The 23,089-nt window shown below is 35.9% G+C and carries 20 protein-coding genes and 3 pseudogenes; all 23 read right to left on the reverse strand.

Translation table 11 applies throughout. The features are described 5' to 3' along the window. Positions 1 to 4 precede the first annotated feature (4 nt). The 23 genes and pseudogenes from D7I46_RS03880 to folB all read right to left on the reverse strand — a co-directional run bounded on the left by D7I46_RS03880 (position 5) and on the right by folB (position 23,007). On the reverse strand, positions 5 to 1,177 hold the full coding sequence (locus D7I46_RS03880) for an AI-2E family transporter (RefSeq protein WP_120771689.1): 1,173 nt from the start codon (positions 1,175 to 1,177) through the stop codon (positions 5 to 7). Between the two features lie 236 nt (positions 1,178 to 1,413). Next, a complete protein-coding gene (locus D7I46_RS03885) occupies positions 1,414 to 2,034 on the reverse strand; it encodes a class I SAM-dependent methyltransferase (RefSeq protein WP_120771690.1) in 621 nt (206 codons plus the stop codon). 142 nt (positions 2,035 to 2,176) lie between these two features. Next, positions 2,177 to 3,778 carry an NAD(P)/FAD-dependent oxidoreductase gene (locus D7I46_RS03890; protein ID WP_120771691.1) on the reverse strand — a complete coding sequence of 534 codons (1,602 nt, stop codon included), beginning with the start codon at positions 3,776 to 3,778 and terminating at the stop codon, positions 2,177 to 2,179. Between the two features lie 3 nt (positions 3,779 to 3,781). Further along, positions 3,782 to 5,152 carry a 23S rRNA (uracil(1939)-C(5))-methyltransferase RlmD gene (gene rlmD / locus D7I46_RS03895; RefSeq protein WP_120771692.1) on the reverse strand — a complete coding sequence of 457 codons (1,371 nt, stop codon included), beginning with the start codon at positions 5,150 to 5,152 and terminating at the stop codon, positions 3,782 to 3,784. A gap of 200 nt (positions 5,153 to 5,352) precedes the next feature. Continuing rightward, positions 5,353 to 5,685 carry an arsenic metallochaperone ArsD family protein gene (locus D7I46_RS03900; RefSeq protein ID WP_120771693.1) on the reverse strand — a complete coding sequence of 111 codons (333 nt, stop codon included), beginning with the start codon at positions 5,683 to 5,685 and terminating at the stop codon, positions 5,353 to 5,355. A gap of 197 nt (positions 5,686 to 5,882) precedes the next feature. Next, on the reverse strand, positions 5,883 to 6,653 hold the full coding sequence (gene pnuC, locus D7I46_RS03905) for a nicotinamide riboside transporter PnuC (RefSeq protein WP_120771694.1): 771 nt from the start codon (positions 6,651 to 6,653) through the stop codon (positions 5,883 to 5,885). Between the two features lie 18 nt (positions 6,654 to 6,671). Continuing rightward, positions 6,672 to 7,802: a nicotinamide-nucleotide adenylyltransferase gene (locus tag D7I46_RS03910; protein WP_120771695.1), complete on the reverse strand. Its 1,131-nt coding sequence runs from the start codon at positions 7,800 to 7,802 to the stop codon at positions 6,672 to 6,674. Between the two features lie 74 nt (positions 7,803 to 7,876). Continuing rightward, positions 7,877 to 8,422, reverse strand: a pseudogene (locus D7I46_RS03915) (NUDIX domain-containing protein); the annotation flags it as partial. Between the two features lie 20 nt (positions 8,423 to 8,442). Beyond that, on the reverse strand, positions 8,443 to 8,661 hold the full coding sequence (locus tag D7I46_RS03920; protein ID WP_120771697.1) for an NUDIX hydrolase: 219 nt from the start codon (positions 8,659 to 8,661) through the stop codon (positions 8,443 to 8,445). Between the two features lie 155 nt (positions 8,662 to 8,816). Beyond that, a complete protein-coding gene (locus tag D7I46_RS03925; protein WP_120771698.1) occupies positions 8,817 to 9,884 on the reverse strand; it encodes an ABC transporter substrate-binding protein in 1,068 nt (355 codons plus the stop codon). A 20-nt stretch (positions 9,885 to 9,904) separates the two neighbouring features. Beyond that, a pseudogene (locus D7I46_RS03930) lies at positions 9,905 to 10,704 on the reverse strand (ABC transporter permease). A gap of 67 nt (positions 10,705 to 10,771) precedes the next feature. Then, positions 10,772 to 11,554, reverse strand: a pseudogene (locus D7I46_RS03935) (ABC transporter permease); the annotation flags it as partial. Continuing rightward, a complete protein-coding gene (locus tag D7I46_RS03940; RefSeq protein ID WP_120771700.1) occupies positions 11,551 to 12,885 on the reverse strand; it encodes an ABC transporter ATP-binding protein in 1,335 nt (444 codons plus the stop codon). The gene D7I46_RS03940 and the pseudogene D7I46_RS03935, both read right to left, overlap by 4 nt. A 478-nt stretch (positions 12,886 to 13,363) precedes the next feature. Beyond that, the gene (gene murB / locus D7I46_RS03945) at positions 13,364 to 14,263 is read right to left on the reverse strand and encodes a UDP-N-acetylmuramate dehydrogenase (protein WP_120771701.1); all 900 of its coding nucleotides are present in this window, start codon (positions 14,261 to 14,263) and stop codon (positions 13,364 to 13,366) included. Positions 14,264 to 14,335: 72 nt separating this feature from the next. Next, positions 14,336 to 14,935: a hypothetical protein gene (locus D7I46_RS03950; protein ID WP_120771702.1), complete on the reverse strand. Its 600-nt coding sequence runs from the start codon at positions 14,933 to 14,935 to the stop codon at positions 14,336 to 14,338. A 589-nt stretch (positions 14,936 to 15,524) separates the two neighbouring features. Continuing rightward, complete coding sequence (gene thrB, locus D7I46_RS03955; RefSeq protein WP_120771703.1) at positions 15,525 to 16,409, reverse strand: homoserine kinase; 885 nt, start codon at positions 16,407 to 16,409, stop codon at positions 15,525 to 15,527. A 35-nt stretch (positions 16,410 to 16,444) separates the two neighbouring features. Beyond that, positions 16,445 to 17,728, reverse strand: coding sequence for a homoserine dehydrogenase (locus D7I46_RS03960; protein ID WP_120771704.1), 1,284 nt, complete (start codon positions 17,726 to 17,728; stop codon positions 16,445 to 16,447). A 109-nt stretch (positions 17,729 to 17,837) separates the two neighbouring features. Next, positions 17,838 to 18,479, reverse strand: a complete 642-nt coding sequence (locus tag D7I46_RS03965; protein WP_120771705.1) for a deoxynucleoside kinase — start codon at positions 18,477 to 18,479, stop codon at positions 17,838 to 17,840. A gap of 171 nt (positions 18,480 to 18,650) precedes the next feature. Next, a complete protein-coding gene (locus D7I46_RS03970) occupies positions 18,651 to 19,931 on the reverse strand; it encodes a bifunctional folylpolyglutamate synthase/dihydrofolate synthase (protein ID WP_120771706.1) in 1,281 nt (426 codons plus the stop codon). Between the two features lie 64 nt (positions 19,932 to 19,995). Further along, complete coding sequence (locus D7I46_RS03975) at positions 19,996 to 20,508, reverse strand: NUDIX domain-containing protein (protein ID WP_120771707.1); 513 nt, start codon at positions 20,506 to 20,508, stop codon at positions 19,996 to 19,998. Next, positions 20,508 to 21,581, reverse strand: a complete 1,074-nt coding sequence (gene folP / locus D7I46_RS03980) for a dihydropteroate synthase (protein WP_120771708.1) — start codon at positions 21,579 to 21,581, stop codon at positions 20,508 to 20,510. Before folP ends, D7I46_RS03975 begins: the two co-directional genes overlap by 1 nt. A 6-nt stretch (positions 21,582 to 21,587) precedes the next feature. Then, positions 21,588 to 22,637 carry a GTP cyclohydrolase I FolE gene (gene folE, locus D7I46_RS03985; protein WP_120771709.1) on the reverse strand — a complete coding sequence of 350 codons (1,050 nt, stop codon included), beginning with the start codon at positions 22,635 to 22,637 and terminating at the stop codon, positions 21,588 to 21,590. A gap of 19 nt (positions 22,638 to 22,656) precedes the next feature. Next, positions 22,657 to 23,007 (reverse strand): dihydroneopterin aldolase, encoded by a 351-nt coding sequence (gene folB / locus D7I46_RS03990; protein ID WP_120771710.1) that lies wholly within the window; start codon positions 23,005 to 23,007, stop codon positions 22,657 to 22,659. Positions 23,008 to 23,089 lie beyond the last annotated feature (82 nt).

Here is a 23,089-nt window from a genome sequence, read left to right on the forward strand (position 1 = left end):
CGTATTAGTCTTCAAACTCTTCTTGACCGACTTCTTCTCTATAAAGCACTGAAATTTCCCGATACCACCAATAAAAATGAACGACAATAACTTTTATTGCTGCATAGAATGGGATTCCGAGTAAAACACCCCAAACACCGAAAATTTTCCCTGCTGTAAGTAAGACAAATAAAATTGTAATAGGGTGGACAGCCAATTGTTTCCCAAGAATAAGCGGTGAAACAAAACGTCCTTCAATTGTTTGCTCAATAACGATAACAATCAATACTTTTACTAACATGAAAGGTCCACCAATAGCTAAACCAACAATGAGCATCGGAATTGCTGCAAGAAACGATCCTAAAAACGGAACTAGATTTAGGAAACCTGCAGTGATAGCAAGTGGAATAGCATAGCGTAAACCTACGATAGGTAGACCAATCATAAACATAATCGCCACGACAATCGCAACCAAAATTTGTCCGCGAACATAGTTTGACAACTGACTATTGATTTCATGTAACACTTTTGAGGTATCTTTACGCCAATTATTAGGTAGAAGGTGAGTGACAAAGTGATTTAAGTTTTTCCCGTCTCGGAGGAGATAAAAGAGAACAAATGGGAAAATAATTAGAGAAATCAAAACACTTGTCGTTTTTCCAATAATACTTGTCAGTGAAGTTACAGCTGTTGCGGAAAATGTCTTAGACCAGTCAATGAGCTGATTACCAATAGAATCTGCAAACTGATCTGCTTGTGGGCGGAACTGTTTGAATCGTGGATTACGGAGTAAATTATTAACTTCATCTTGCGCAATGTTGACATAGTGAGGCACCGAAGAAGCAAATTTTTCTACGCCGTCAATAATATTGGGGATTGCTACAATTAGTCCCCAGACAATTAACGCAATAATAATCACAAAAAGCACGATAATACTTGCTAAACGTGGAATTCTCCGTTTTTCAAAAAAATCAACAATAGGATTAAGAAGATAATAGAATACCGCTGCGAGAACCAAAGGAAGTGAGATAATCGTAATGAAGTCTCCAATAGGTCTAAACAGAAATCCAACTTTGTTAAGCAAAAATATATTTAATAGCAGGAGTAAAAAGATAGATAGTCCCGCAACAACTTTATTATTGATAAACCACTTAAAAAACCAAGAGGCTTTGATATTTCTATGTTGTTCTTGTTCCATAATTCTTCCTAAATTTTTCTTTTTCTATACTGGAATGACTGCTCGTTTTATTAGTTATTCTGCAAGTTTTTTTGAAATTAAGGTGCTTTTTTATCAGTTGTTTCAGCAGTTAGAGAAAACAGACAGAGTGGTAGAGCAGTATGGGTTATAGCGTTATTGCTTACAAAAGTCACTGATGAACTTTTGAATTACTGACAGAATTCTATCAGTATTTTAAAAATGACAATCCAGTTCTGTCAGTGAATTTTTTCTAATTCATAATATTGAATTTGGAAGAAAATTTTCTTCCTATTGATTTTCCATCCGTTATTCTCAAAAAGTTTTGCTAACTCTTTTGGAGTGTAAACTTTCACATCTCCCTCAGTGGAAAAACGATTCAGTCGCCAATTATAAATTTTAGTGACAACAGGAATATGAATTTCTGCAATGACGAGACGTCCGTCAGCTGTCAGTAAGCGTGTTGCTTCTGACAAAAATCGCTTAGGATTCGGAAAATGATGAAAACTTGCTGAACAAATGAGTAAATCAAACGATGTACTTTCAAATGGAATTTCCTCTGCGCTTCCTCGCTCAAAAGTAAAATTTGGATGAAGTTTTGTCGCTACTTTTACCATTTCGGATGAGATATCTAAACCATTTCCTAGAATAGCGTGTTTTTCATTCAACATACTGAGCAGAGTGCCATTCGCACAGCCCACATCTAAAATGCGACTTTGTTCAGAAAAGTCTAGATTTTTTTTGATAAATTTTTTAAAAAAATGAGCTAAAAAACCATCAAAAGTGTGTTCAAAATTATTCGCAATATGATCATAAAATTGTTCGGATTCACTTTCATAATCATGGTGTTTATGTGCCAAAAAATATTCCTCCATTAAGATGTGAACTTTATAGATGTAGAGTAATAACAGCATGGTACGATAGCACAAAGAGCGTTCATAGAGCTATGCTGCTAGACTGTAACATCAATCCGTCATTGGTTTTACAACAGATTAATCATGCTTAAATTTCAGGAGGAACAAATTCTGAAATGAGTGCCTCTGCACATTTTAGACCATCAATTGCAGCTGAAACAATACCACCTGCAAATCCTGCGCCTTCACCCGAAGGATAGATTCCTTTGGTGGATACAGATTGAAAACTTTCTTCATCTCGATTGATACGAACAGGTGAGGAAGAACGTGACTCTACCCCAGTCAACACAGCATCTGATAAAGCAAATCCATGTAATTTTTTATCTAAACCGATAATTGCTTCTTTCATTGGAGTCGTGATATATTCTGGAAAAAGTTGCTCTAAATCACTAGGAGTGACTCCTAGTGCATAACTTGGTTCCACCGTTCCCATTGCAGTTGAAGCTTTGCCATCAAGAAAGTCACCAACGAGTTGGGCAGGCGCTTTGTAAGAAGAACCTCCCAGTTCAAAAGCTTTCGCTTCTAATTCTCGTTGAAACTCTACACCAGCCAAAGGATGAGTTGTCGGAAAATCTTCTGGAAAAACCTGAACAAGCAGTCCTGAATTTGCATTTTTTTGATTGCGCGCATGTTCTGACATTCCATTTGTAACTAATCGTCCTGTTTCAGAGGAAGCAGGAACAACGAGACCTCCTGGACACATACAAAAAGTATAGACCCCTCGACCAGAAGAAGATTTATAAGTGAGGCGGTATTCAGCAGCACCAAGCCTTTTATTTTCGGCAAATTCTTTATATTGTGCTTTATTAATTAGCTTTTGGGGATGTTCAATGCGCACGCCAACGGCAAAAGGTTTTGCTGTGATTTGAATTCCTTTGTCATAAAGTTCTGAGAAAGTATCACGTGCCGAATGTCCAATAGCTAATATGGCTTGATTAGCATTAATTACTGTTCCATCAACAAGTTTCACAGCAGTAAGGGCTTGATTTTCAATGATGAACTGCTCAACCTGTGCCTCAAAATGAACTTCTCCTCCAAGAGCAATAATTTGTTCACGGATTTTTTTGACAATATCTCGAAGTAAGTCTGTACCTACATGAGGATGCGCTTTATATAAAATATCTTCTGGCGCACCGGCAAGGACGAACTCTTCTAGGACTTTACGACCGCGTAAATCTCGCACACGACTGGTTAATTTTCCATCAGAAAAAGTTCCTGCGCCCCCTTCACCAAACTGGACATTGGATTTGGGATTTAATTTTCCTTTTTTCCAAAATTCATCAATGGATTTTACACGTTCATCAACTGCTTCTCCACGTTCTAAAACAATAGGTTTATAGCCATTTTGCGCTAAAAGTAGAGCGGCAAACATCCCAGCAGGACCAAAGCCGATAACAAGTGGGCGATGCTGCATTTTTTTGATTCCGTGTTCAGGATTTTTGTAATCAAGCTTGGGAGCCAATGAAACATTTTTTAGATTTTTAGCCAATATCTTGCCCTCATTTTGCAGAGCAACATCAACGGTATAGATAAAGTCTATTTCACCACGATGTCTAGCATCAATGGATTCTTTATAAATTCGATAATTTAAGAGTTCATGCTCAGAAATTTTGAGTTTTTTCAAAATGAGCGCTTTAATTTTTGATACAGGCTCATCAATTGAAAGTTTAATTTGTGTGATACGAATCATGAATTACTTTCTAATGAAATTTGCTACTAGTTCAATATGGTGAGTTTGTGGAAAAAGGTCAACAGGTTGAACTTTGTCTAATTGATAGCCTTGCTCCTCAAGCCGAACAACATCGCGTGCAAAGGTGGCAGGGTTACAAGAAATATAAATAATTGCTCGTGCTTGAGTCTCAGAAGCCACCTTGATAAAAGTTTCATCAAGTCCTTTTCTGGGTGGATCAACAAAAACAAGGTCTGGTTTAATCCCCGATTTGAGCCATTTTGGAAGAAGCGCTTCGGCCATTCCTACTTCGTAGTGAGTATTACTCAGATTATTGAGTCTGGCATTATGTTTTGCATCACTCACAGCTTCTGGAATCACTTCCATTCCGTAAACTTGGTGAACTTTATCTGCCATTCCAATCCCGATTGTTCCAATCCCTGAATAAGCATCAATAACAACATCTGTTGCTTTCAAGTCAGCAAAATCATAGGCAATTTGATACAGTTTTTCTGCTTGTTCCGTATTGACCTGATAAAAAGCTGGTGCTGAAATCTGAAAAGTTTTGCCAAGCATTGTATCAGTGATATATCCTTGACCGTAAAGCACTTTGAACCTTTTACCTAAAATGAAAGAACCCGTGTCAGCATTAATATTAAGTTGGACAGATTTGATATTAGGAAATTTTTCTGTCAGTGCTGACAGAAGTCGGTCAGCATCTTTTGGTAATTTGTCAGAGGTTACAACAAGTGTAACCATTATCTCAGAGCTATGATACGCTTTTCTGACTACTATATTGCGCAGCCAGCCCTGACGTGTTTTTTCATCATAACTGCTGACAGCAATCTTGCGAAATTCATCACGTAAAAATAAAATGATAGCATCGATTTCAGGCGTTTGGATATAAAAATTTTCAACTGGAATAAGCGTATGTGAATTTTTTCTGAAAAATCCTGTGGTCAACAGACCATTAATATCGCGAACAGGCACCTGAGCTTTGTTACGATAAGCGAGTGTTCTGTCAGCAGGAATAACGTTGCTGACAGGAAAATCTTCCTTGTGCGCTGTTTTTGTCAGTAACTGACAGACTTGTTTTTGTTTAAATTTAAGTTGTTCTTCGTATGAAAGATGACCAAAATCAGCAATTCCTGTCCGCAAATAATCCAAATTAACACCGCTCACACGATGCTCACTTTGCGTTAAAAACTGCTCTACACGTCCGAAACCAAAAGATTTTCCGACTTTTAAGACACGCATCATAATGCGCTCGTCAGGAAGTGCATTATCTACAAAAAAAGGAAAATGCTCAATCTTAACTACACCCTGTCCTTCGTGAGTTAAGTCAATCACATCCGCCTCAAATATTTCATTTTTTTTGAAATTTATCATGTCCATATTATAACATAAAGCCCTTTGAATTTCTGCCCCAGAGCCGCTTATTTCCTCGTGAATAAAACGATATTTTTATAGCTGATTCTTTGTAATACTATTTGACTAGACCTCTCCCCTTAAATCCTTAGAGTAAGTCTAGTACCGTACTGACAAACAAAAAACATTACTGACAAATTTCCTGTCAGTAATGTTTTTATTTGCAATCAATGACCACCACATGAACAATTTTCGCAATTATCACCACAACCACCGACGTTTTGAAAACTTATTCCTGTAATTTCCGTCAAATCATCAATTGTTGGATACTCACCAATCAGCACAATCTCTCCGTCAACAAGCGTAAGTGGGAGCGTATCCTCTTTTTGCAACATTTGCATGACTTGCGGATAACGAGTAAATGCTTCTGGCTGATTCATCAAATTATAACGTTTCATCGTTAGCTCATCACCATTTTGAAATGCAGCGAGAATTTGTGTCAATCCCATCATTTCCATGTTAAAATCGGGAATTTTTGCTTCGAACAACTCTATTAACATCTATTTTTTTCCTAATCTTTTAGATAAAAAACGCTATCCCCAACCGAAGAGATAACGTTGTGAAACCGTTTAAAATTTCTACAAATAGATTGTATCACTATTTTACGAGCTTTGCAAGATAAAACAATAAAGCAAAAAAACTTAGTCAGTATACTGACAATAATTCTGTCAGTGCTGACCAAGTTATAAAATCCCCTTTATATCTTTTGTGCTTCCACTTCTTGCATTGTATCCTTTGTAAACCAAAGATACGCACCATAAAAGGCATTAACAAGCATTGCAATTTGAAGAATGAACATTCCCAAAAAAGAATTTCCTGAACTTTGCCAAGCATTAAACCAAATCACCACATTAATCACATCAATCAAAATCCAGCCAAGCCACTGACTCCGATAACCATAAGTCATGAGAAGTTGACTAATAATCGCTAAAGGAAGCAAGGTAGCATCCAAGAAGATTTGTTGCCCTCCCAAATGATGGCTTGTCAAAAGAACAATACCATAAATCACTGCAAATCCACCAATGGCTAAAAGTGCTTTACCTCGAGTGATTTTTTTAGGCGTCACTTCTGTTCCATGCGTTTCAGACAAATCTTTTTGCCAAGCATAGATGCCAATAAACTGCATCACCAGATAATAACTTTGGGAAAACATATCTCCGACAAGACGAGCATGTGCAGCAACAATAAACCAGAAAATCGTAGCAATTAATCCGAAAGTATAATTTGTCAAACGCCCTCGATTGACTAAAATCAAATTAACGATAGTAAACACCTCAACAATAAGTATAAGATTACTCATCAGATCAAAAGTTCCCGAAAAAAGATAAGCGACAATCTGTGAAAGGAGTAAAATTGCCAACAGGATATAATCTCTGATTGAGAGCGTCGTCAACTCTTTTATTATCACTTTAGGATTAAAACTATTGCTCATTCCCTGAGATAAAATCTTTAATTTTGTATTCATCATATTTTCCTCTGATATTTTCTATTTTAAATGTTCAATTTTTATATTTAAACGGACTTCTATTGCTTTAATGGCTTGCTGATAACGAAGATAAAATCCTTCCTGAGCATTTTTACCTTGTTTGTCTAGTAAAACAATCTTATCCTCAAAACCATACTGTTTGAAATACCATAATAACGTATTGTGATATTCCATCCGACTTGTTTGCCACTCCATATTCCTAAAACCATCATCTACATAATTTGTTATAGGTGGTACAATCAAAATTAAATCAAAATTCTCTTTAGCAATTGTAATATCAAATAAATCTTTCAGCCGTTCATTTTCTTCTTTTGAGAGGTAGAGAGCCGCATAAGTCTGTGTAACAATTGCATCTGTATCAAAGAAAGTAATGCCATTATTTGACGGACTGCAAATTTCCTTATAATTTGCCGCACTCTGTCCCAATATAAAATTAGCGTAATCAGTCGCTTTCAGTTCTTCATCAGTAATATTTGCCTCTTCTTCATAAAGTCTAGCATATTCCTCAGAGAAGGGAGCATTGATGGAGCGTGCTAAACGCCGAGTTAGCGTTGATTTTCCTGTACTCGCAGAGCCAGCAATCAATACTTTTTTAGTAAAATGACGGCGAAAAACACGATTAATTTTGTCCCAATGTTTCATAGGATCTTTCCTAATTTCAGTGGCTGATATCTCAATCATCTGTCGATCTTGTATTTCCACAGTAAAGTTTGACGGAAGATTTTTTTTGAGCTCATCAATATACTCAACTTCGCTCACATAAAGTGTGAAGCTAACGGATTCAAAATTCTCTACAATACTTTCTTCAACAATCGTTATCAAAGCCTTGCTCCATTCTTCCCAGCCCTTTGGATATTCTGGTATTCCATTTTCATTTAACATGGCTACGCGTAGATTTAGTTCATCATTGTAAGCCTCACGAAGATAACGAAAACGTTTCTCCAATGAAAGACCTATTTTATCACCTCTATCTCCGTCATAGCCTGTTACAATGACAAGTGCAGCATCATTATTCATTAAAGTCTTATAAATCAATTGCTGATGTCCAACATGAAGTGGAGCAAACGCTCCAAATGTTAATCCAATCTGTTTTCCTTTCAGTTTTTGTTTATTGATATTTTTAGTTTCCAATATCCATTCTCCTTTTAGGTATTTTATACTTTTATTATTTCAAAGATGAAACGAGCGCATTGCACTCGCCATCCTTATTTCCTAAAACTTAAAATCTTTTTAGGTCTTCCTGGACTTTTAGGTTTTTTCCCAAATCGGCCTGTATCCATAAGGATAGGATTATTTTTCACGTAAATCTTCACAAAATTTCCTGTCGAATAACTTTCAAATTTTTCATCAAAGTACTTTAAAACTTTTAAAGCATCCGTGGAAAGAAATTCCTCTCCTAAAACATGCAAAATATCAGGAGTGACATCTAAACTTTCTTTGATACGTTTGAAAGTAGTTAAAATAATATCTTTATGGTCAAAGGCTAAATCATCAAGAGATACGTACGCTTTGGGATGAAGAAACTCCAACTCTCCCTCTGAATTTCTATTTATTGTAAACCAACGTGCACTTCTTGCGTCATCACTAGCGATTGGAGTCACAAAAGGATATAGAAAAGTCGCATGAGCAACAGAGATTATCCATTGTCGCGGATCACGGTTAGGATCAGTAAACGCTCCAATCTGCCACATTTGATTGTCCTGAGTAATTTCAACCCCCGTTTCTTCTTTGGTTTCACGTAAAGCCGCCTCTTTTGCAGATTCACTAGCATCTACGAATCCCCCACCAAAGCAAACTTTCCTTTGAAAGGGTGTGCTTTACGCTCAATTAACAAAATTTTTAATTGATTATCACTAGGGTCAAAACCAAAAATAACATTATCAATCGTCATAGCTGGTTTCTCATAGCTTTTCCAGTCCTGACTTTTATACCAAGCAAGATATTCTTTTTCACTTGCCTGTGTTTCGTAGTATTTTTTTTCTTCTTCCATGATAAAAGTATATCATACCTATATCTTGCTGTCAATAATTAAGTATATTATACTTTTATATATTGTTGAAAAAGTCCACCTATCTTTTGATAGAATTGGACTTTTTCACTATTTTTATAACAAAATGCTATATATTAAGTTCAATATTTAGTTTCTTATTTATGCATTTTAAATTCCAAATACAAATCATTGTAAAAGCCTGTCCAATAAGGGCTTAAGTTTTTATAGGCTTCATCATCTTTAATGACAGATTCATCAGGATAAAATTCTTTATCATTACGCACAGCCTTTGGCAATAGGGATTTAGCCTTCATATTTGGTGTAGAGTAGCCTACCCATTCTGCGTTTTGAGCTGCATTTTTAGGCTCTTGCATAAAATTGATAAAGGCATAGGCTCCTTTAACATTTTTAGCAGTTTTAGGAATAGCCAGATTATCATACCAAATATTTGTTCGCTCTGGAATGACATAATGCAAATGACTGTTCTCTGAAGTCATTTCAGCTGCTTGCCCACTGTAGACTACTGCCATAGGCGTTTCATTGTTAATCATATAATTCATGATTTCATCGCCTAAAATTGCTTTTACATTTGGTGTTAATTTAAGTAAATCTTTATAGGCAATATCAAGTTCCTTTTTATTAGTCGTATTGAGCGAATAGCCTTGTTTACTCAAAACCATTGCCATGACATCTCGGACGCTATCAGTCAACAAAATAGAGTTTTTATAAGCAGGTGACCAAATATCATTCCAAACTTTTGGAGGATTTTTCACTGTTTTATCATTATAAACAATCCCTAAAGTTCCCCAAAAATAAGGCACAGAATATTGATTCCCAGGGTCAAAAGCAGGATTAAGTAACTTAGGGTCATCATCATTCAAGCCGTTGATTTTTTTATGGTCAAGCTTCATGAGCAGATGTTCTTTTGCCATTTTCTCAATCATATAGTCAGAAGGCACGACAATATCATAAGCTGTTCCGCCTTGTTTCACTTTCGCGTACATCGCTTCATTTGAGTCAAAGGTCATGTAATTCACTTTATAACCGGTTTGCTTTTCAAACTTTGTAATCAAAGCAGGATCAATATATTCGCCCCAGTTAAAAATAGTTAGACTATTATTGGCTGTTTTTAGTCCATCTGCAGCTTTCATACGATTGGTTACAAAACCAAGCAACACTGTAATCGCCACAATTCCTAAAAAGAAATAAAGTAATTTTTTCAATTGATTCTCCAATCCATCTTTTAAGTCAAATTCGGAGATTTTCCGACTGTATCAGAGTCCCTCATAATAAAATAATACCCTATTACTAGCACAATTGAAAAGAGAAATACAATCGCAGATAAAGCATTGATTTCTAACGATATTCCTGCGCGCGCACGAGAATAGATTTCAACAGACAACGTTGTAAAATCATTCCCTGTTACGAAGAATGTGACTGCAAAATCATCAAGTGAGTAAGTAAAGGCCATGAAGAATCCCGCAATAATCCCTGGAGTCAAATAAGGAAGCACAATTTCACGCAAAGTCTGTGAAGGAGTTGCCCCAAATCATTAGCTGCATCTACCAGTGATTTGTCCATTTCTTGATAGAGTGGCATTACCATTAACACGACAATCGGAATGGAAAAGGCAATATGACTTAAAAGGACTGAAACAAAACCAAGTTGCATTCCAATCATTGTGAAGAGAATTAAGAAAGAGGCCCCAATGACAACATCTGGTGAGACCATTAAAACATTGTTTAAACCTAGTAAAACATCACGTCCCCTATCCTTCAATCTAACAATATACATTGCTCCAAATGTTCCAATCAAGGTAGCAATAAGCGAACTTAAAAAAGCTAGAAAGAAAGTTTGAACAACAATCAAAATTAAACGTTGGTCGGCAAACAGTTCTTTAAAATTATCTAATGTAAAGCCTGTAAATTTACTCATATCACCGCCAGCATTGAAAGCATAGAAAATAAGATAAAAAATTGGAGCATACAAAAGGACGAGTACAAAAGCAAGGTAGATTTTTCCAATAGGACGTTTATTTTGCATGAGTTCCCTCCGTTTCTTTTATTGACTTAGCACTCCATTTTTTCTTCGACGGAGACGATGTGTGAATTCTTTTTTCTTTAGTCAGCCGCATGACAAGCAACATGGCAATAACAAGGACAACAGCAATAGTTGAACCCATTCCCCAATTTTGTGTTGTCAAAAAATGCTCTTCTACCGCTGTACCCAGTGTAATCACTTTATTACCACCAATCAGACGCGTTAACATGAAGAGTGAAAGGCTGGGAATGAACACGGCTTGAACTCCAGCGCGTACACCATTGAGCGAAAGCGGCCAAATAATCTGAGTAAAGGTCTGTAACTTTGAAGCTCCTAAATCACTACTAGCTTTTACCAGATTTTCATCTAGGTCATTAAGTGCATTAAAAATAGGTAAAACCATGAATGGAATTGAAATATAGCTCGCAACAAGAATAAAACTTGCATCTGTAAATAGAAGCTGTGGACGTCCAAGACCAATAAAACTCAAAAATCCATCAACAGAGCCATATTTACCAAAAATTCCAATGAAGGCATAAGCTTTAAGCAAAAGATTAACCCATGTAGGTAAAATAATCAACATCAACCAAAATTGCTTCATTTTAAGTTTCGTCAATACATAGGCGGCGGGATAACTAATCACTAGTGTTACGACAGTGATAATCAAGGCATAAATGACTGAATTCCAAGTCATCATCAGGTAAGTCCCGCTCGTGAAATACAAGATATAGTTTGCTAAAGTAAAATGACCATTCAAATCAAACAAAGACTGCCAAAACAGCATCACAAGAGGAACAATAACAAAAAGGAAAATCCAGAGAAAATAAGGAATAGAGTAGATACGCTTGGTCATTGTGGCAACACCCCGCTATCTTCTACTCTATCATCTTTTGGGACTTGCGAGTTCTTATTTCCCGTTTGTTCTTGTTCATTTTCTACCTCTTGCTTATGTAGAATCTCATTGACCGTTTCAGCAAGTTCTGTGAGTTCCATCGTATTCTCTAATGCTTCTTTAACAGCTTCTTGAATAGCTGCCTCTTCCTCAGCATTCTCCTCTTCGACGGCATTGGCAAGTCCAATCGTTTGTTCTTCTTCCTCTACGTACTCTTCAATACGAGCGTCAAATTCTTCTTCAGTTTCGTTGAGACGCATGATATGGATTGCTTCAGGTTCGAAATCAACACCAACGGTTTCACCTACAATGGCACGGTGCGTGGAATGGATGAGCCATTCATTGCCAAATAAATCATAGGCAACAATTTCGTAGTGAACACCACGGAAGAGCTGTGTATCAACTTTGACATTAAATTTGCCTTCGTCTGGCAGAGTAAACCAGATATCTTCTGGACGAATGACGACTTCAATCGCTTCATTTTTTCGCATCCCGCCATCAACAGCTTCAAATTGTTGTCCGTTGAACTCGACGAGGTAGTCTTTAATCATCTTACCATTTAAGATGTTGGACTCTCCAATAAAATCTGCAACGAAGTGATTGATTGGTTCGTCATAAATATCCGTTGGTGTACCAGATTGGACGATTTCTCCCTCATTCATGATAAAAATCCAATCTGACATGGCAAGTGCTTCTTCTTGATCATGAGTAACGAAGATGAAAGTAATGCCCAAAGATTGCTGAAGTTCTCGCAGTTCATATTGCATATCTTTTCTTAGCTTCATGTCAAGTGCTGACAAGCTTTCATCAAGCAAGAGAACTTTGGGACGGTCGATAATAGCGCGTGCAATGGCGACACGCTGCTTTTGACCACCAGAGAGTTTTGCAATGGAACGATTTTCGTAACCTTCCAGTTGTACCATTTTTAAGGCTTGCGAAACACGTGTCGCAATTTCTTTTTTATCTACACTTTTTATTTTGAGTGCAAAAGCAACGTTGTCAAAGACGTTCATATTTGGGAAGAGCGCATAACTTTGGAATATTGTATGAACATCTCGTTTGTTCGCCGGCAAATCATTGATTCGTTTGCCATCAAGAATGATATCGCCGGAAGTAGCATCCAAAAGTCCTGCAATAATATTGAGGATGGTTGATTTTCCAGAACCAGATGCACCCAAAAGAGTGTAGAATTTACCTTCTTCAATCTCAAAAGAAACATTTTTTAGAACGGTAGTGTTACTATCTGCGTAAGTCTTTGTGACTTCTTTAAATTCGATGATGTTTTTTGTCATTTTATTAAATATTCCTTTGAAAATAATAAAAACCAAGTGCAATACACACTTGGTTAACATTCAATATTTAATAGCCAAAAAGGCATAAATTCCGAGTAGAATCTGTTTTGCAGAAGAACCTGAAATACTTTATTGATGCGCACAAGCGTGTTTTTCTTGGGTGAGGCTTTTCATCCTCATAACTGAGTTTACAGTTAATCAATAAGGCAACAAAAGTCGCCAATTTCGGCTTTTGACCCGGCTGTCCGTCTGGCCTTGGCTCAAATTTACTGATAGACTATTGTTGTCAGTAAATTTTACTTCTGTCAGTATACTGACAAAATCATCAGTAAAACTGATAATCCCTCCATTCGCAATTCAATATCCATTTTAATTGTATTGAACTGACAGAGTTTTATGAGCGGTCAAATCTTCTGTTTACACAGAACAGAATTAATTATAGCTTAAAATTTATAATTTATCAAGTTGAAAAATGAACTTATTTTTCCCCGATAATTCGTACTTCTGGCTCAAGGATAATTCCTGAATGAGCGTGAACTTTTTCAATCACATATGTGATCAATTGCTCATAGTCTGTTGCTGTACCGGAGTTTACATTTACCATGAAGCCAGCGTGTTTTGTACTAACTTCTACACCTCCTATACGCATTCCTTGCAACTTAGCTTCTTGAATCAATTGACCAGCAAAATGTCCTTCTGGTCGCTTAAAAACAGAGCCACAGCTTGGATATTCAAGCGGTTGTTTGCTTTCACGAAGGAAATTCAAACGATTCATCTCATTTTGTATCTGAGTAGGGTCTCCTGCTTGAAGTTCAAACTTGGCAGAAAGTACAATGAGATTTTTGTCTCGAATAATCGAATGACGATAACCAAACTTCATTTCATCAGCTGTCAGTACTGACAGATTTCCGTCAGTATCAATCACTTTGCAACTGACGAGAACTTGTGAAATTTCACCACCGTAAGCACCAGCATTCATAAATACTGCACCACCGATTGAACCAGGAATACCACAAACAAACTCAAAGCCAGAAAGTGCATTTTGTTGTGCAATTTGAGTGACTTCTTTTAACGTACTACCTGCTTGTGCCTCAATTGTAAAACCTGCAACATTCACACGTTTTAGATTTTCAAGTAAGATAACAATACCACGAATTCCACCATCTCGAACAATGAGATTAGAAGCATTCCCAAGCACAGTGATTGGTATACTCATCTGCTTTGCCAGTCGTAGTAATGTTGTCAGAGCCTCAATGCTAGAAGGGAAAGCTAAAATATCAGCTGGTCCTCCCACTTTAGTATAAGTATATTTTGACAGAGGTTCATCAAATTTAACCAGTAAATCTGGAATTTTTTCAAGTTCTATTTGTTTTAACATAGCATTATTTTATCATTTTCTTGCGACATTGACAATTTGTCTTATGCTATGACCCATTCGTTATAATATGGCTTAACTTTTCGCCTTGATTTTATTTTTCAGTAAAAATGGTTTTGCTCGGTCAAAAATATCAATTGGGAAAGCTTTGCTCAGCACATTACACAAGCCTAAAGCCAGATTGAAATCAATAAAACTATGAACTAATCCACCAAAACCAATCAATAGTAAAAAGTTGAAAAGCGCCTGTTGGTCAAGCGTTGCAAAACCAAAAGCATAGAAAACGTAGACAATAAATGCTTCTAATCCTGCATGAAAAATGCCCAAAATAACATTAAAAACTTGAATTTTGACCTTCTGATGAATAATTTCTGGATGTTTTTTTAAGAAATATGCACCTGCCGTCATTACGATAATATGCATTGCAGCACGCAACCAAATCGTTGGTACAGGTGTGCTAATCATGAATCCAATCGTTGTTCCAATGGCAACAAACGCTGTCATCACAGGGCTGAAAAACATTGCAGCCATAACAGGAACATGTGATGCGAGTGTAAATGAGGCGGGGCCGATGATGATTTTTGCTGGCATTATTGCGGGGATTAAGATCCCCAGAGCAGTAAGCATCGCGGCAATAACCAGATTTCTTACTTTGACTTTACTTGTTTGATTCATTAGTAAGCTCCTTTAAGATGTGAGTCCGACGGCTCTGAACGGTTGAAAAATAAGATAATGCGGAAATGGGCAAAGTCCATTGAATATTTTACCTTTTTTCACACCTTTCAAGAAGGACGAACTCAGTTATAAGATGTGAGGGGCGATCGTCCTGAAATTAGGAAAATTAGAAAATTACAGGTTCGTGCGAAAGTACGGTTCTGGAATTTGTCTATTTTCACTAATTTCAAGCACACCAAACTCAGTTATAAGATGTGATTTGACACAACTTTTGCACCAAATCATATGCGGTTAATTTTTTATCTCAATACAAAATTTAAAATTTCAATCTAATGATAATATAGAAGCTGCTGAGATAAAAAATTATGAGGACGACAAAAGTTTCTCATTTAATGCTCATAATTATAAAATAATATAAAATACTTTGTTATTGCTTTTTAATTATTTAAAAATTACAATGCGAAACCCTATATATACCAGAATAGAACAAAAGTTAGTGATATACTTCTCATTCTTTTTCCTTTAATGATTATATCATTTTATTTATAAAATAATCAAAAAAATCTGTATAAGAATACAGATTTTTAATTCAATGTTCAGTTTTTAAGCCTATTTTGTCAATTTCAAGTGAATAAAGCTGTCCAGTCAGTTGCTTATCCTGATGAATTTGTTCTGTCAGTACTGACAGAACTTCGTCAGCACATAACATCATGATTGTCGGCCCAGCACCACTCAAATAGGTACCATAAGCACCGTGCGCCCTTCCAATTTTTCTTAAAATGGCTAACTCTGGAACAAGATTAGCTCGATAAGGTTCATGAAAACGGTCACGCTCCATTATTTTCCCTGCTGACAGCAAATCTCCTGTCAGAAGATTTGCTGTCAGCACATTAGCGATTGAGCTTGCACTAACAGCTTCTTTATAAGTCAATTGTTCAGGTAGCACTTTGCGACTATCCATCGTCTTCAATTCATAATTTGGCACAAAAGCCAAAAGTTTAGAGGCTGGAAATTGTGCACATACCGCATCAGTATGATGATTACTTGTTGTCGCAATGACAAGATTTCCCAAAAGTGCTGGCGCCACGTTATCGGGATGACCTTCAATCTGAGTGGCAAGTTCTAACTTATCATCAATCGTCAGATTAAGCTGCGCCAATTGATTTGCCAATTCAATGCCTGCAATAATTACTGAACTTGAAGAACCCAAACCGCGAGCTAATGGAATCTCAGACGTCATTTTTAAATGATATTTTTCTGATAAAACAACATTTTTTACTGACAGAACTTCTGTCAAAGTTGTCAGCAATAGATTTCGTTCGTCAGTTGGAATATTTTCACCTAAATCATGTTCAATGTACCAAGAATTAGAAATACCAAGAATCTCAACAGTAAGGTACAAATTTACTGCGATCCCGATAGAATCAAAACCGGCGCCCAAATTTGCTGAAGTTGCTGGAACAATAATTTTCATCTCAATTTCCTATCTCATTAAACTTGCTCAAACCATCAATAAATCACTTTTAAAGAATTAAGTAAAGAAAAATCTACTTCACGATTTAATTTCTCACGTATATTTTTCAACTGTACTTGATTTAGCGAATGACAAATAATAGCGACAATAGCACGTTTACCATCCCCTTTTTGCTGTAATACTTGTTCAAAAGAAGCATCTTCACTCGTGAAAATTTTAACTAATCTTAAAAATTGACCTGTAGAATCTGGTGTTTCAATTGAAAAATAATACTTATTTTTAACATCCTCAGGTCTGGCAAGCTTTGTTTCTCGTGAGTATTCATTAAAGCTTTTCCCAATCGTTCCATCATTCATCCGTTTTACCACTCGGATAATATCTGCTAAAACACTCGTAATCGTTGGTTTTTGCCCAGCGCCTGGGCCATAAAACATTGACTCACCAATTCCTAAAGACTCAATGAATACAGCATTCATCACTCCATTAACACTTGAAAGTGGATGAGTTTTCGGAATGAACGTTGGGCTTACTTCTGCAAAAATCCCTGATTCAACTTCGACAATTTCACCTACAAGTTTAATGACATAACCTAACTGTTGTGCGATTTCTACATCACTCTTATCAATCTCACGAATCCCACTATGTTGAACTTCTGATGCCGAAAGCGACATCCCAAAAGCAAATTCACTCAAAATCGCTAATTTATAACCAGCATCTATACCATCCACATCATTTGTTGGATCTGACTCAGCATAACCCAATTCCTGTGCCACTCGCAAAGCCTCATCATAAGACCATGACTCTTCTACCATTTTACTCATCATAAAATTACTTGTTCCATTTACAACGCCTAAAAGTCGAGTAATTTTATCGGAAGCATATGAATTAGCAAGAGTTCGCAATATTGGAATACCACCGGCAACTGCCGCCTCATAGTACAGAGCAACATGATTTTCTCTCGCCAAGGCGCGTAACTCTCTCCCATGAATCGCAAGTAAATCCTTATTTGCCGTCACCACACTTTTTCCAGCAGAAAGTGCTTGTGAGATATAAGTTTTCGCAGGCTCCAAGCGTCCCATCAATTCGACGACAATAGAAATACTGTCATCTTGTAAAATTTCATCCATAGACAAAACAAAAGGATAATCAAAACCATCTTTTTTCACTCGATTAATTGTCTCTTGATCTCTAAGCAAAATCTTAGAAATAACAATTTTCTGATTTAGAATCATTCCTAGCTTCTGTTGATTATCTAAAAGTAAGCCTGGCAAACCAGAACCTACAGTCCCAAATCCCAATAGCGCAATGTTTATTGTCATTTCAATTCCTCATCATAGTATAATTTATAATATTATATCATTTTATTCATAATTTTACCGAAAATTCTGTCAGAATCACTGTAAAAAAATCTGTCAGTATACTGACAGATTATAGTAAATCCAATTTTTTCAACTCATTATCGATTTGAGATAAAACATCATTCAAATCTTCCGGATTATTAACAAAATCAATTCGGTCACCATCAATTCGTAATTTAGGAGATACATCATATTGATTGAACCAATCTGGATATTCTCCATGAACTTGATGATAATATTCCCTCAAAGCAGGTTGTCCATCAATTTGTTCAAAAGAACGACCTCGCTGCGAAATACGTGACAACATTGTATCAAATGATACATCAATATAAACGAGTAAATCAGGACGCTTTTTAGGCATTCCCTCTAACTCTTCAAGCATATTGGCAAGCAATTCTTTATAAATATCAAGCTCAGTCTTTGTCACGTTCCCATTTTTATAATTCAAAGTCAAAAATAACTCATCTTCAAAAATCGAACGATCCAAAACATTATTATCCTCACGATAAGCCATTTTAATTGATTCAAATCGCTTATTTAAAAAGTAAATTTGCAACAAAAAAGCATACTTTTTAGGGTCTTGGTAGTAAAGGTCAAGTACAGGATTATTATCAACCGCTTCATAGAAAACATCCGTTTGTAAATGTTCTCCCAAAGCCTTTGCAAGACTTGATTTACCCGCTCCAATAGTACCTGCTAATACGATCAAAATTCTATTTTCCTCCTCTTATGATTCATTAAATGAAAAATCATCCTCTCCAAAACATGAGATGCAAGAATCATATTTTATCCTTATTCAAAAATCATTTTGCTGACTCACTCATCTCATTAAAGTCAGCCTAATATATTATAGCTCAAAATTCAACTTTTATGACATTCAAAGTTATCCATTCAATAAAAATTCTCGCACTTGTGACGAAAAGTAGAGAGAACCTGTAATAAGCAGCACCTCATCCTCTTTTAACATCTTCTTCATTCTCACCAAAGCAAGTTGCCAGCTTGGAGCCAACTCCACGTCATCATCCTCAAGATAGCGAAAATCTTCTAAATGCAATGCCTTTGGATAATCAAAAGTCGTCAAAATTAATCGAGAGTTTTCAACTGTTTGAAGCATCTTAACCATTTGTGCAATATCTTTTGTATTAATTGCAGAAAAGATAATGGTAATCTTCTTACCACAAAATTCAGTTTTCAAATTTTGTAACAAACGTTCCATTGCATGGACATTATGCGCCCCATCTAGCAAAACAAGAGGATTTTCGCCTAATTTTTCCATACGCGCAGGCCAATATGCTTTCTTTATTCCTTCTCTAATTTGTTGTACTGTTAACGAAATTCCTACTTTATCAGCATAAACAAGTGATAATTCAATTGCCATCGCCGCGTTCTCAACCTGATGTAAGCCAGTCAACGATTTTTCAATATCCTCAATAATCTGTCCTGAAGAATAGAAATCAAAATGCTCATTTTCTTCTAATTCTACTCGATAATCATATTTAAACTGATAAAGTCTAGCAACGTTTTTCCTAGCCGTTTCTAAAATAACCTGTAAAGCTTCATGAACGACATTGCCAGTAACAACAGGAATACCAGGTTTGATAATTCCTGCTTTTTGCGCAGCAATCTCTTCTAAAGTCGAACCTAAAATATCAATATGATCTAACCCAATCGTCGTGATACCAGAAACAACAGGTGTAATCACATTTGTACTGTCTAACAAACCGCCCAAACCGACTTCGATAACTGCAACATCTACGCTCTCATCAGCAAAGTATTTAAAGGCCATTGCTGTAATAATTTCAAACTCTGTAATTCCAGATAATTGCTCATCAGTATCCAATTTCTCTACCAATGGCTTAATCAACTTCACATAATAAACTAATTTATCATCAGGGATAGGTTGGGCATTTATGCTCATCCGTTCACCAAAAGTTTCTATAAAAGGACTAGTAAAAGACGCGACTTTAAGTCCTGCTTGCATAAAAATAGAGCGCGTAAATGCGACTGTAGACCCTTTCCCATTAGTTCCTGCAATATGAATCATTGATAATTCATTTTCAGGATTTCCAAGGAGTTTGAGCAATGCTGCAACCCTACTTAAACCTGGTCGAATATTAAATTTTAAACGGGAATGAATCCATTCCACTGCTTCTTCAACAATCATTTTAATCCTCTAAGTTGTAAAACACCCGTTCACACTGAAAAATAGGGTTTTCTATCTATTTTTATCAAAGCAAGTCCATTTTACTATATTGATAATACTTTTTAAATTCCTCTGGAGCATCTTGCTGAGTGAGTAGAAATACTGGTAACTCAGCTCTACTTGCTTTTTTAATGCTCTTCTTCAAAAGATATCTAAAATCAATATGTAAATGAGCTTTTTCATTTTTTATTCCATTGAATGGTATCTTAATAAGATTAACATCAACGAGAATACCATCCATTTCAGCATAAAATCCTGTTTCTTCATGAAATTCACGGATTGCTGTCTCTAACGGAAATTCGCCTAGTTCTACATGTCCAGCTGGAAGCAAAAGCTCTTTTTGATAAGGATGCTCAATAAAATATAATTGCTCAGCTTGAAAGACAAGACTACTCGCAGAAAGTTGCAAGTCAAGATTTTTTTTCCCTCGAAGCTCTCCGTGTGTCACTCTTAATAATTCAATAATTTCATCTATTTTTTTTGTATCTTCAAACTCTCGTAGCTTCTTGAGAGATGAGATTAATTTTTCGTTATTCATCAAAAAGTTTTATAAAGTTCCACAGCATCAATTAAACGTTTTGTTTCCGCTACATCGTGTACCCGTAAAATCCTTCCACCTTCTAACATCATTTTTGCTTCAAACATTAAAGTAGAAAATAAACGTTCATCGACATCTACACCAAAAATATTACCCATGAAAGATTTTCTTGAGATAGCAATCATGACAGGTAAACCTAAACGTGTTAGAATCTCAGTTGTATTAATGCGTTGAACACTATCTGAACCAGAAGGTCCAGTAAAAAATCCAACACCAGGATCAATGCAAATCTGCTCTCTTTTGAGTCCTAGTTGAGAAAGCTCCTCTGATTTCTTCAAGAAAAACTGAGAAAGTTCTTCATAAACATTGTCGGCATAAGAAAATCCAGCTCGTCCATTATTCATTGCTACCACAGTAGGATGGTAATTTTCGACAACTTTAAGTTTATCAACGGTATCAAAACCATCAATATCATTAATAATATCAACTCCTATATCCAAAACACGTTCCATAACATAAGCTTCATCTGTATCAACAGCAAGGATAGCTTGAGGAAAGTTTCTCCTAATTTCCTTCAAAGGAGTTTCCAATCTCAACCATTCTTCTTTTGGTGTAATGTCTGAATAGCCTGGACGAGAAGACTTGCCTCCCAATTCAAGAACAGCAGCCCCATGATTAATATCTGACTCCGCTCGTTTTAAAATGTGGCTTAAAGTCAGATTTTCAGGAGCACCATCATAAAACGAATCTGGCGTAATGTTCAAGATAGAATAAATAATTGATTTTTTAGTCAAATCAAAACTAAAATTATTTCCTGACCAGATGAGTTGATGACGATGTAGAATGTTTTGAAGTTCCTGTTTATCAGAACTTGTCTGAAATGACTCTACAAATAATGAAAGCTCAAAAATATCAAAAGTTACAAGAATAGAGCACTCTGTAAGCTGCACTTTATTACCATTTCTATGTAACCTTTTCATCAACTCAGCTGCTTTTTTAGAACTTTCACATTCAAATTGTATCATGATATTTTTTAAAGAAAACTGATCTTGATTTAATTCTATAATTTTCATAAATTTTTAAGACAAACTTTCTAGGAATTCCATTCTTTTATCGACACTCTCGTTAAATTCTCCAAGAAAATAAGAGGTTTTAGTAAGGGCGTTCTCTTTTTTAACACCGCGCATTTCGACACACAGATGCTGCGCCTCAACTACTACTGCTACACCTTTAGGAGCCAAAATTTTCTCAAGGATTTCCGCAATATCCCGCGTTATATTTTCTTGGACAGATAATTTTCGGGAAACATAATTAACGAGTCTAGGAATTTTTGAAAGTCCAATAATATTTCCATCTTTTGGAATATAAGCAACGTGTGCTTTTCCAAAAAATGGGAGCATATGATGTTCACACATTGAATAAAAAGAAATATCTTTGACCGTTACTATCGAATCTACTTTACTAGGGTCAATCTTAAAAAGCTTATATTCATCAAATTCGTTCAAACGTTGAGATGAAAGAACTTCTTCATACATCTTTGCCACACGTTTTGGTGTTTCAATCAGTCCTTCTCGTTCAGGATTCTCGCCAACTGCAAAAAGAATTTCACGAATAGCTCGCTCAATTCGAGTTTGTGGGGATTGTTCCTCATCAACCATTTTTACTTCCTGCTTAGTCTTATTGAGAAGGTTTATCGCATTTTTGATTTTTTCATTATACTTAAAACTTTTATCCGTCAATTCTGACAATGGGATGAGGACAAAAAGACGATTAAAAACTTCCGGATGTGGGATAGTGAGCTGTAGTTCATCAACTTGTTGCTCCCCATAAAATAAGATGTCTATATCTATCGTTCGAGGTCCCCAATGTACTTTACGTTCACGATTTAATTTCGCTTCAATTTCATGAATAAAATCTAACAAATCATTAGGAGAAAGCAAAGTTGAAATCTTTGCTGCAAGATTGATGAAAGAATTCTGTTCAACTCCTCCAACAGGAGAGGTTTCATAAAATTTTGAATGATGCTCAAGCAAAATTTGTGGATGCTCGCCCAACAATCTTAATGCCTCATGTAAGTAGTATTGACGATCACCAATGTTGCTTCCTAAGCTTAAATAAACAGTTTGCATAAAACCTCCATATTATTTTCTAGCCTCTCATCTCAATTTCAACTGAATCAAAAATCCCTTCAATAGGAACAGCCAATTTTCTAAGATGAACTTCAACCGCAGTAATCTTTGATGTTGTTGCTTTGATACTTTTGATAATATCAAATGCTAAACTTTCAATCAAATCAGCTTCAGATTGACTAATAATATTCTTAATAAGTTCATAAAAATCAACATAAGATAAAGTTTCAGTCAGCTCATCCTTACCTGAAAAATCAAAATTAGTTTCTACAATAATATCTATCTCAAGATTTTGACCCAAAATTTTTTCTTCAGGAAGAACCCCGATATGAGCTCTAAATTTCATGTTATTTATTTTAATTTTATACATTCTAACCCTATATCTTTAATTTTTGAAAAATTCTAACATAAACTGCACAAATGAAAAATTCGTTGTGATATTAATTTAATTG

Source organism: Lactococcus allomyrinae (assembly GCF_003627095.1).
Classification (GTDB): domain Bacteria; phylum Bacillota; class Bacilli; order Lactobacillales; family Streptococcaceae; genus Lactococcus; species Lactococcus allomyrinae.

What these genes read in the sequence shown, in the direction of transcription:
- D7I46_RS03880 (WP_120771689.1), bottom strand. Translation starts at nt 1,177, where the DNA reads ATGGAACAAGAACAACATAGAAATATCAAAGCCTCTTGGTTTTTTAAG.
- D7I46_RS03970 (WP_120771706.1), bottom strand. Translation starts at nt 19,931, where the DNA reads ATGATTGTTGAAGAAGCAGTGGAATGGATTCATTCCCGTTTAAAATTT.
- D7I46_RS03900 (WP_120771693.1), bottom strand. Translation starts at nt 5,685, where the DNA reads ATGTTAATAGAGTTGTTCGAAGCAAAAATTCCCGATTTTAACATGGAA.
- D7I46_RS03890 (WP_120771691.1), bottom strand. Translation starts at nt 3,778, where the DNA reads ATGATTCGTATCACACAAATTAAACTTTCAATTGATGAGCCTGTATCA.
- D7I46_RS03950 (WP_120771702.1), bottom strand. Translation starts at nt 14,935, where the DNA reads ATGAATCAAACAAGTAAAGTCAAAGTAAGAAATCTGGTTATTGCCGCG.
- D7I46_RS03975 (WP_120771707.1), bottom strand. Translation starts at nt 20,508, where the DNA reads ATGAATAACGAAAAATTAATCTCATCTCTCAAGAAGCTACGAGAGTTT.
- murB (WP_120771701.1), bottom strand. Translation starts at nt 14,263, where the DNA reads ATGTTAAAACAAATAGAACTTGAAAAAATTCCAGATTTACTGGTTAAA.
- thrB (WP_120771703.1), bottom strand. Translation starts at nt 16,409, where the DNA reads ATGAAAATTATTGTTCCAGCAACTTCAGCAAATTTGGGCGCCGGTTTT.
- folP (WP_120771708.1), bottom strand. Translation starts at nt 21,581, where the DNA reads ATGAAAATTATAGAATTAAATCAAGATCAGTTTTCTTTAAAAAATATC.
- rlmD (WP_120771692.1), bottom strand. Translation starts at nt 5,152, where the DNA reads ATGGACATGATAAATTTCAAAAAAAATGAAATATTTGAGGCGGATGTG.
- folB (WP_120771710.1), bottom strand. Translation starts at nt 23,007, where the DNA reads ATGTATAAAATTAAAATAAATAACATGAAATTTAGAGCTCATATCGGG.
- D7I46_RS03920 (WP_120771697.1), bottom strand. Translation starts at nt 8,661, where the DNA reads ATGGAAGAAGAAAAAAAATACTACGAAACACAGGCAAGTGAAAAAGAA.
- pnuC (WP_120771694.1), bottom strand. Translation starts at nt 6,653, where the DNA reads ATGATGAATACAAAATTAAAGATTTTATCTCAGGGAATGAGCAATAGT.
- D7I46_RS03960 (WP_120771704.1), bottom strand. Translation starts at nt 17,728, where the DNA reads ATGACAATAAACATTGCGCTATTGGGATTTGGGACTGTAGGTTCTGGT.
- folE (WP_120771709.1), bottom strand. Translation starts at nt 22,637, where the DNA reads ATGCAAACTGTTTATTTAAGCTTAGGAAGCAACATTGGTGATCGTCAA.
- D7I46_RS03940 (WP_120771700.1), bottom strand. Translation starts at nt 12,885, where the DNA reads ATGACAAAAAACATCATCGAATTTAAAGAAGTCACAAAGACTTACGCA.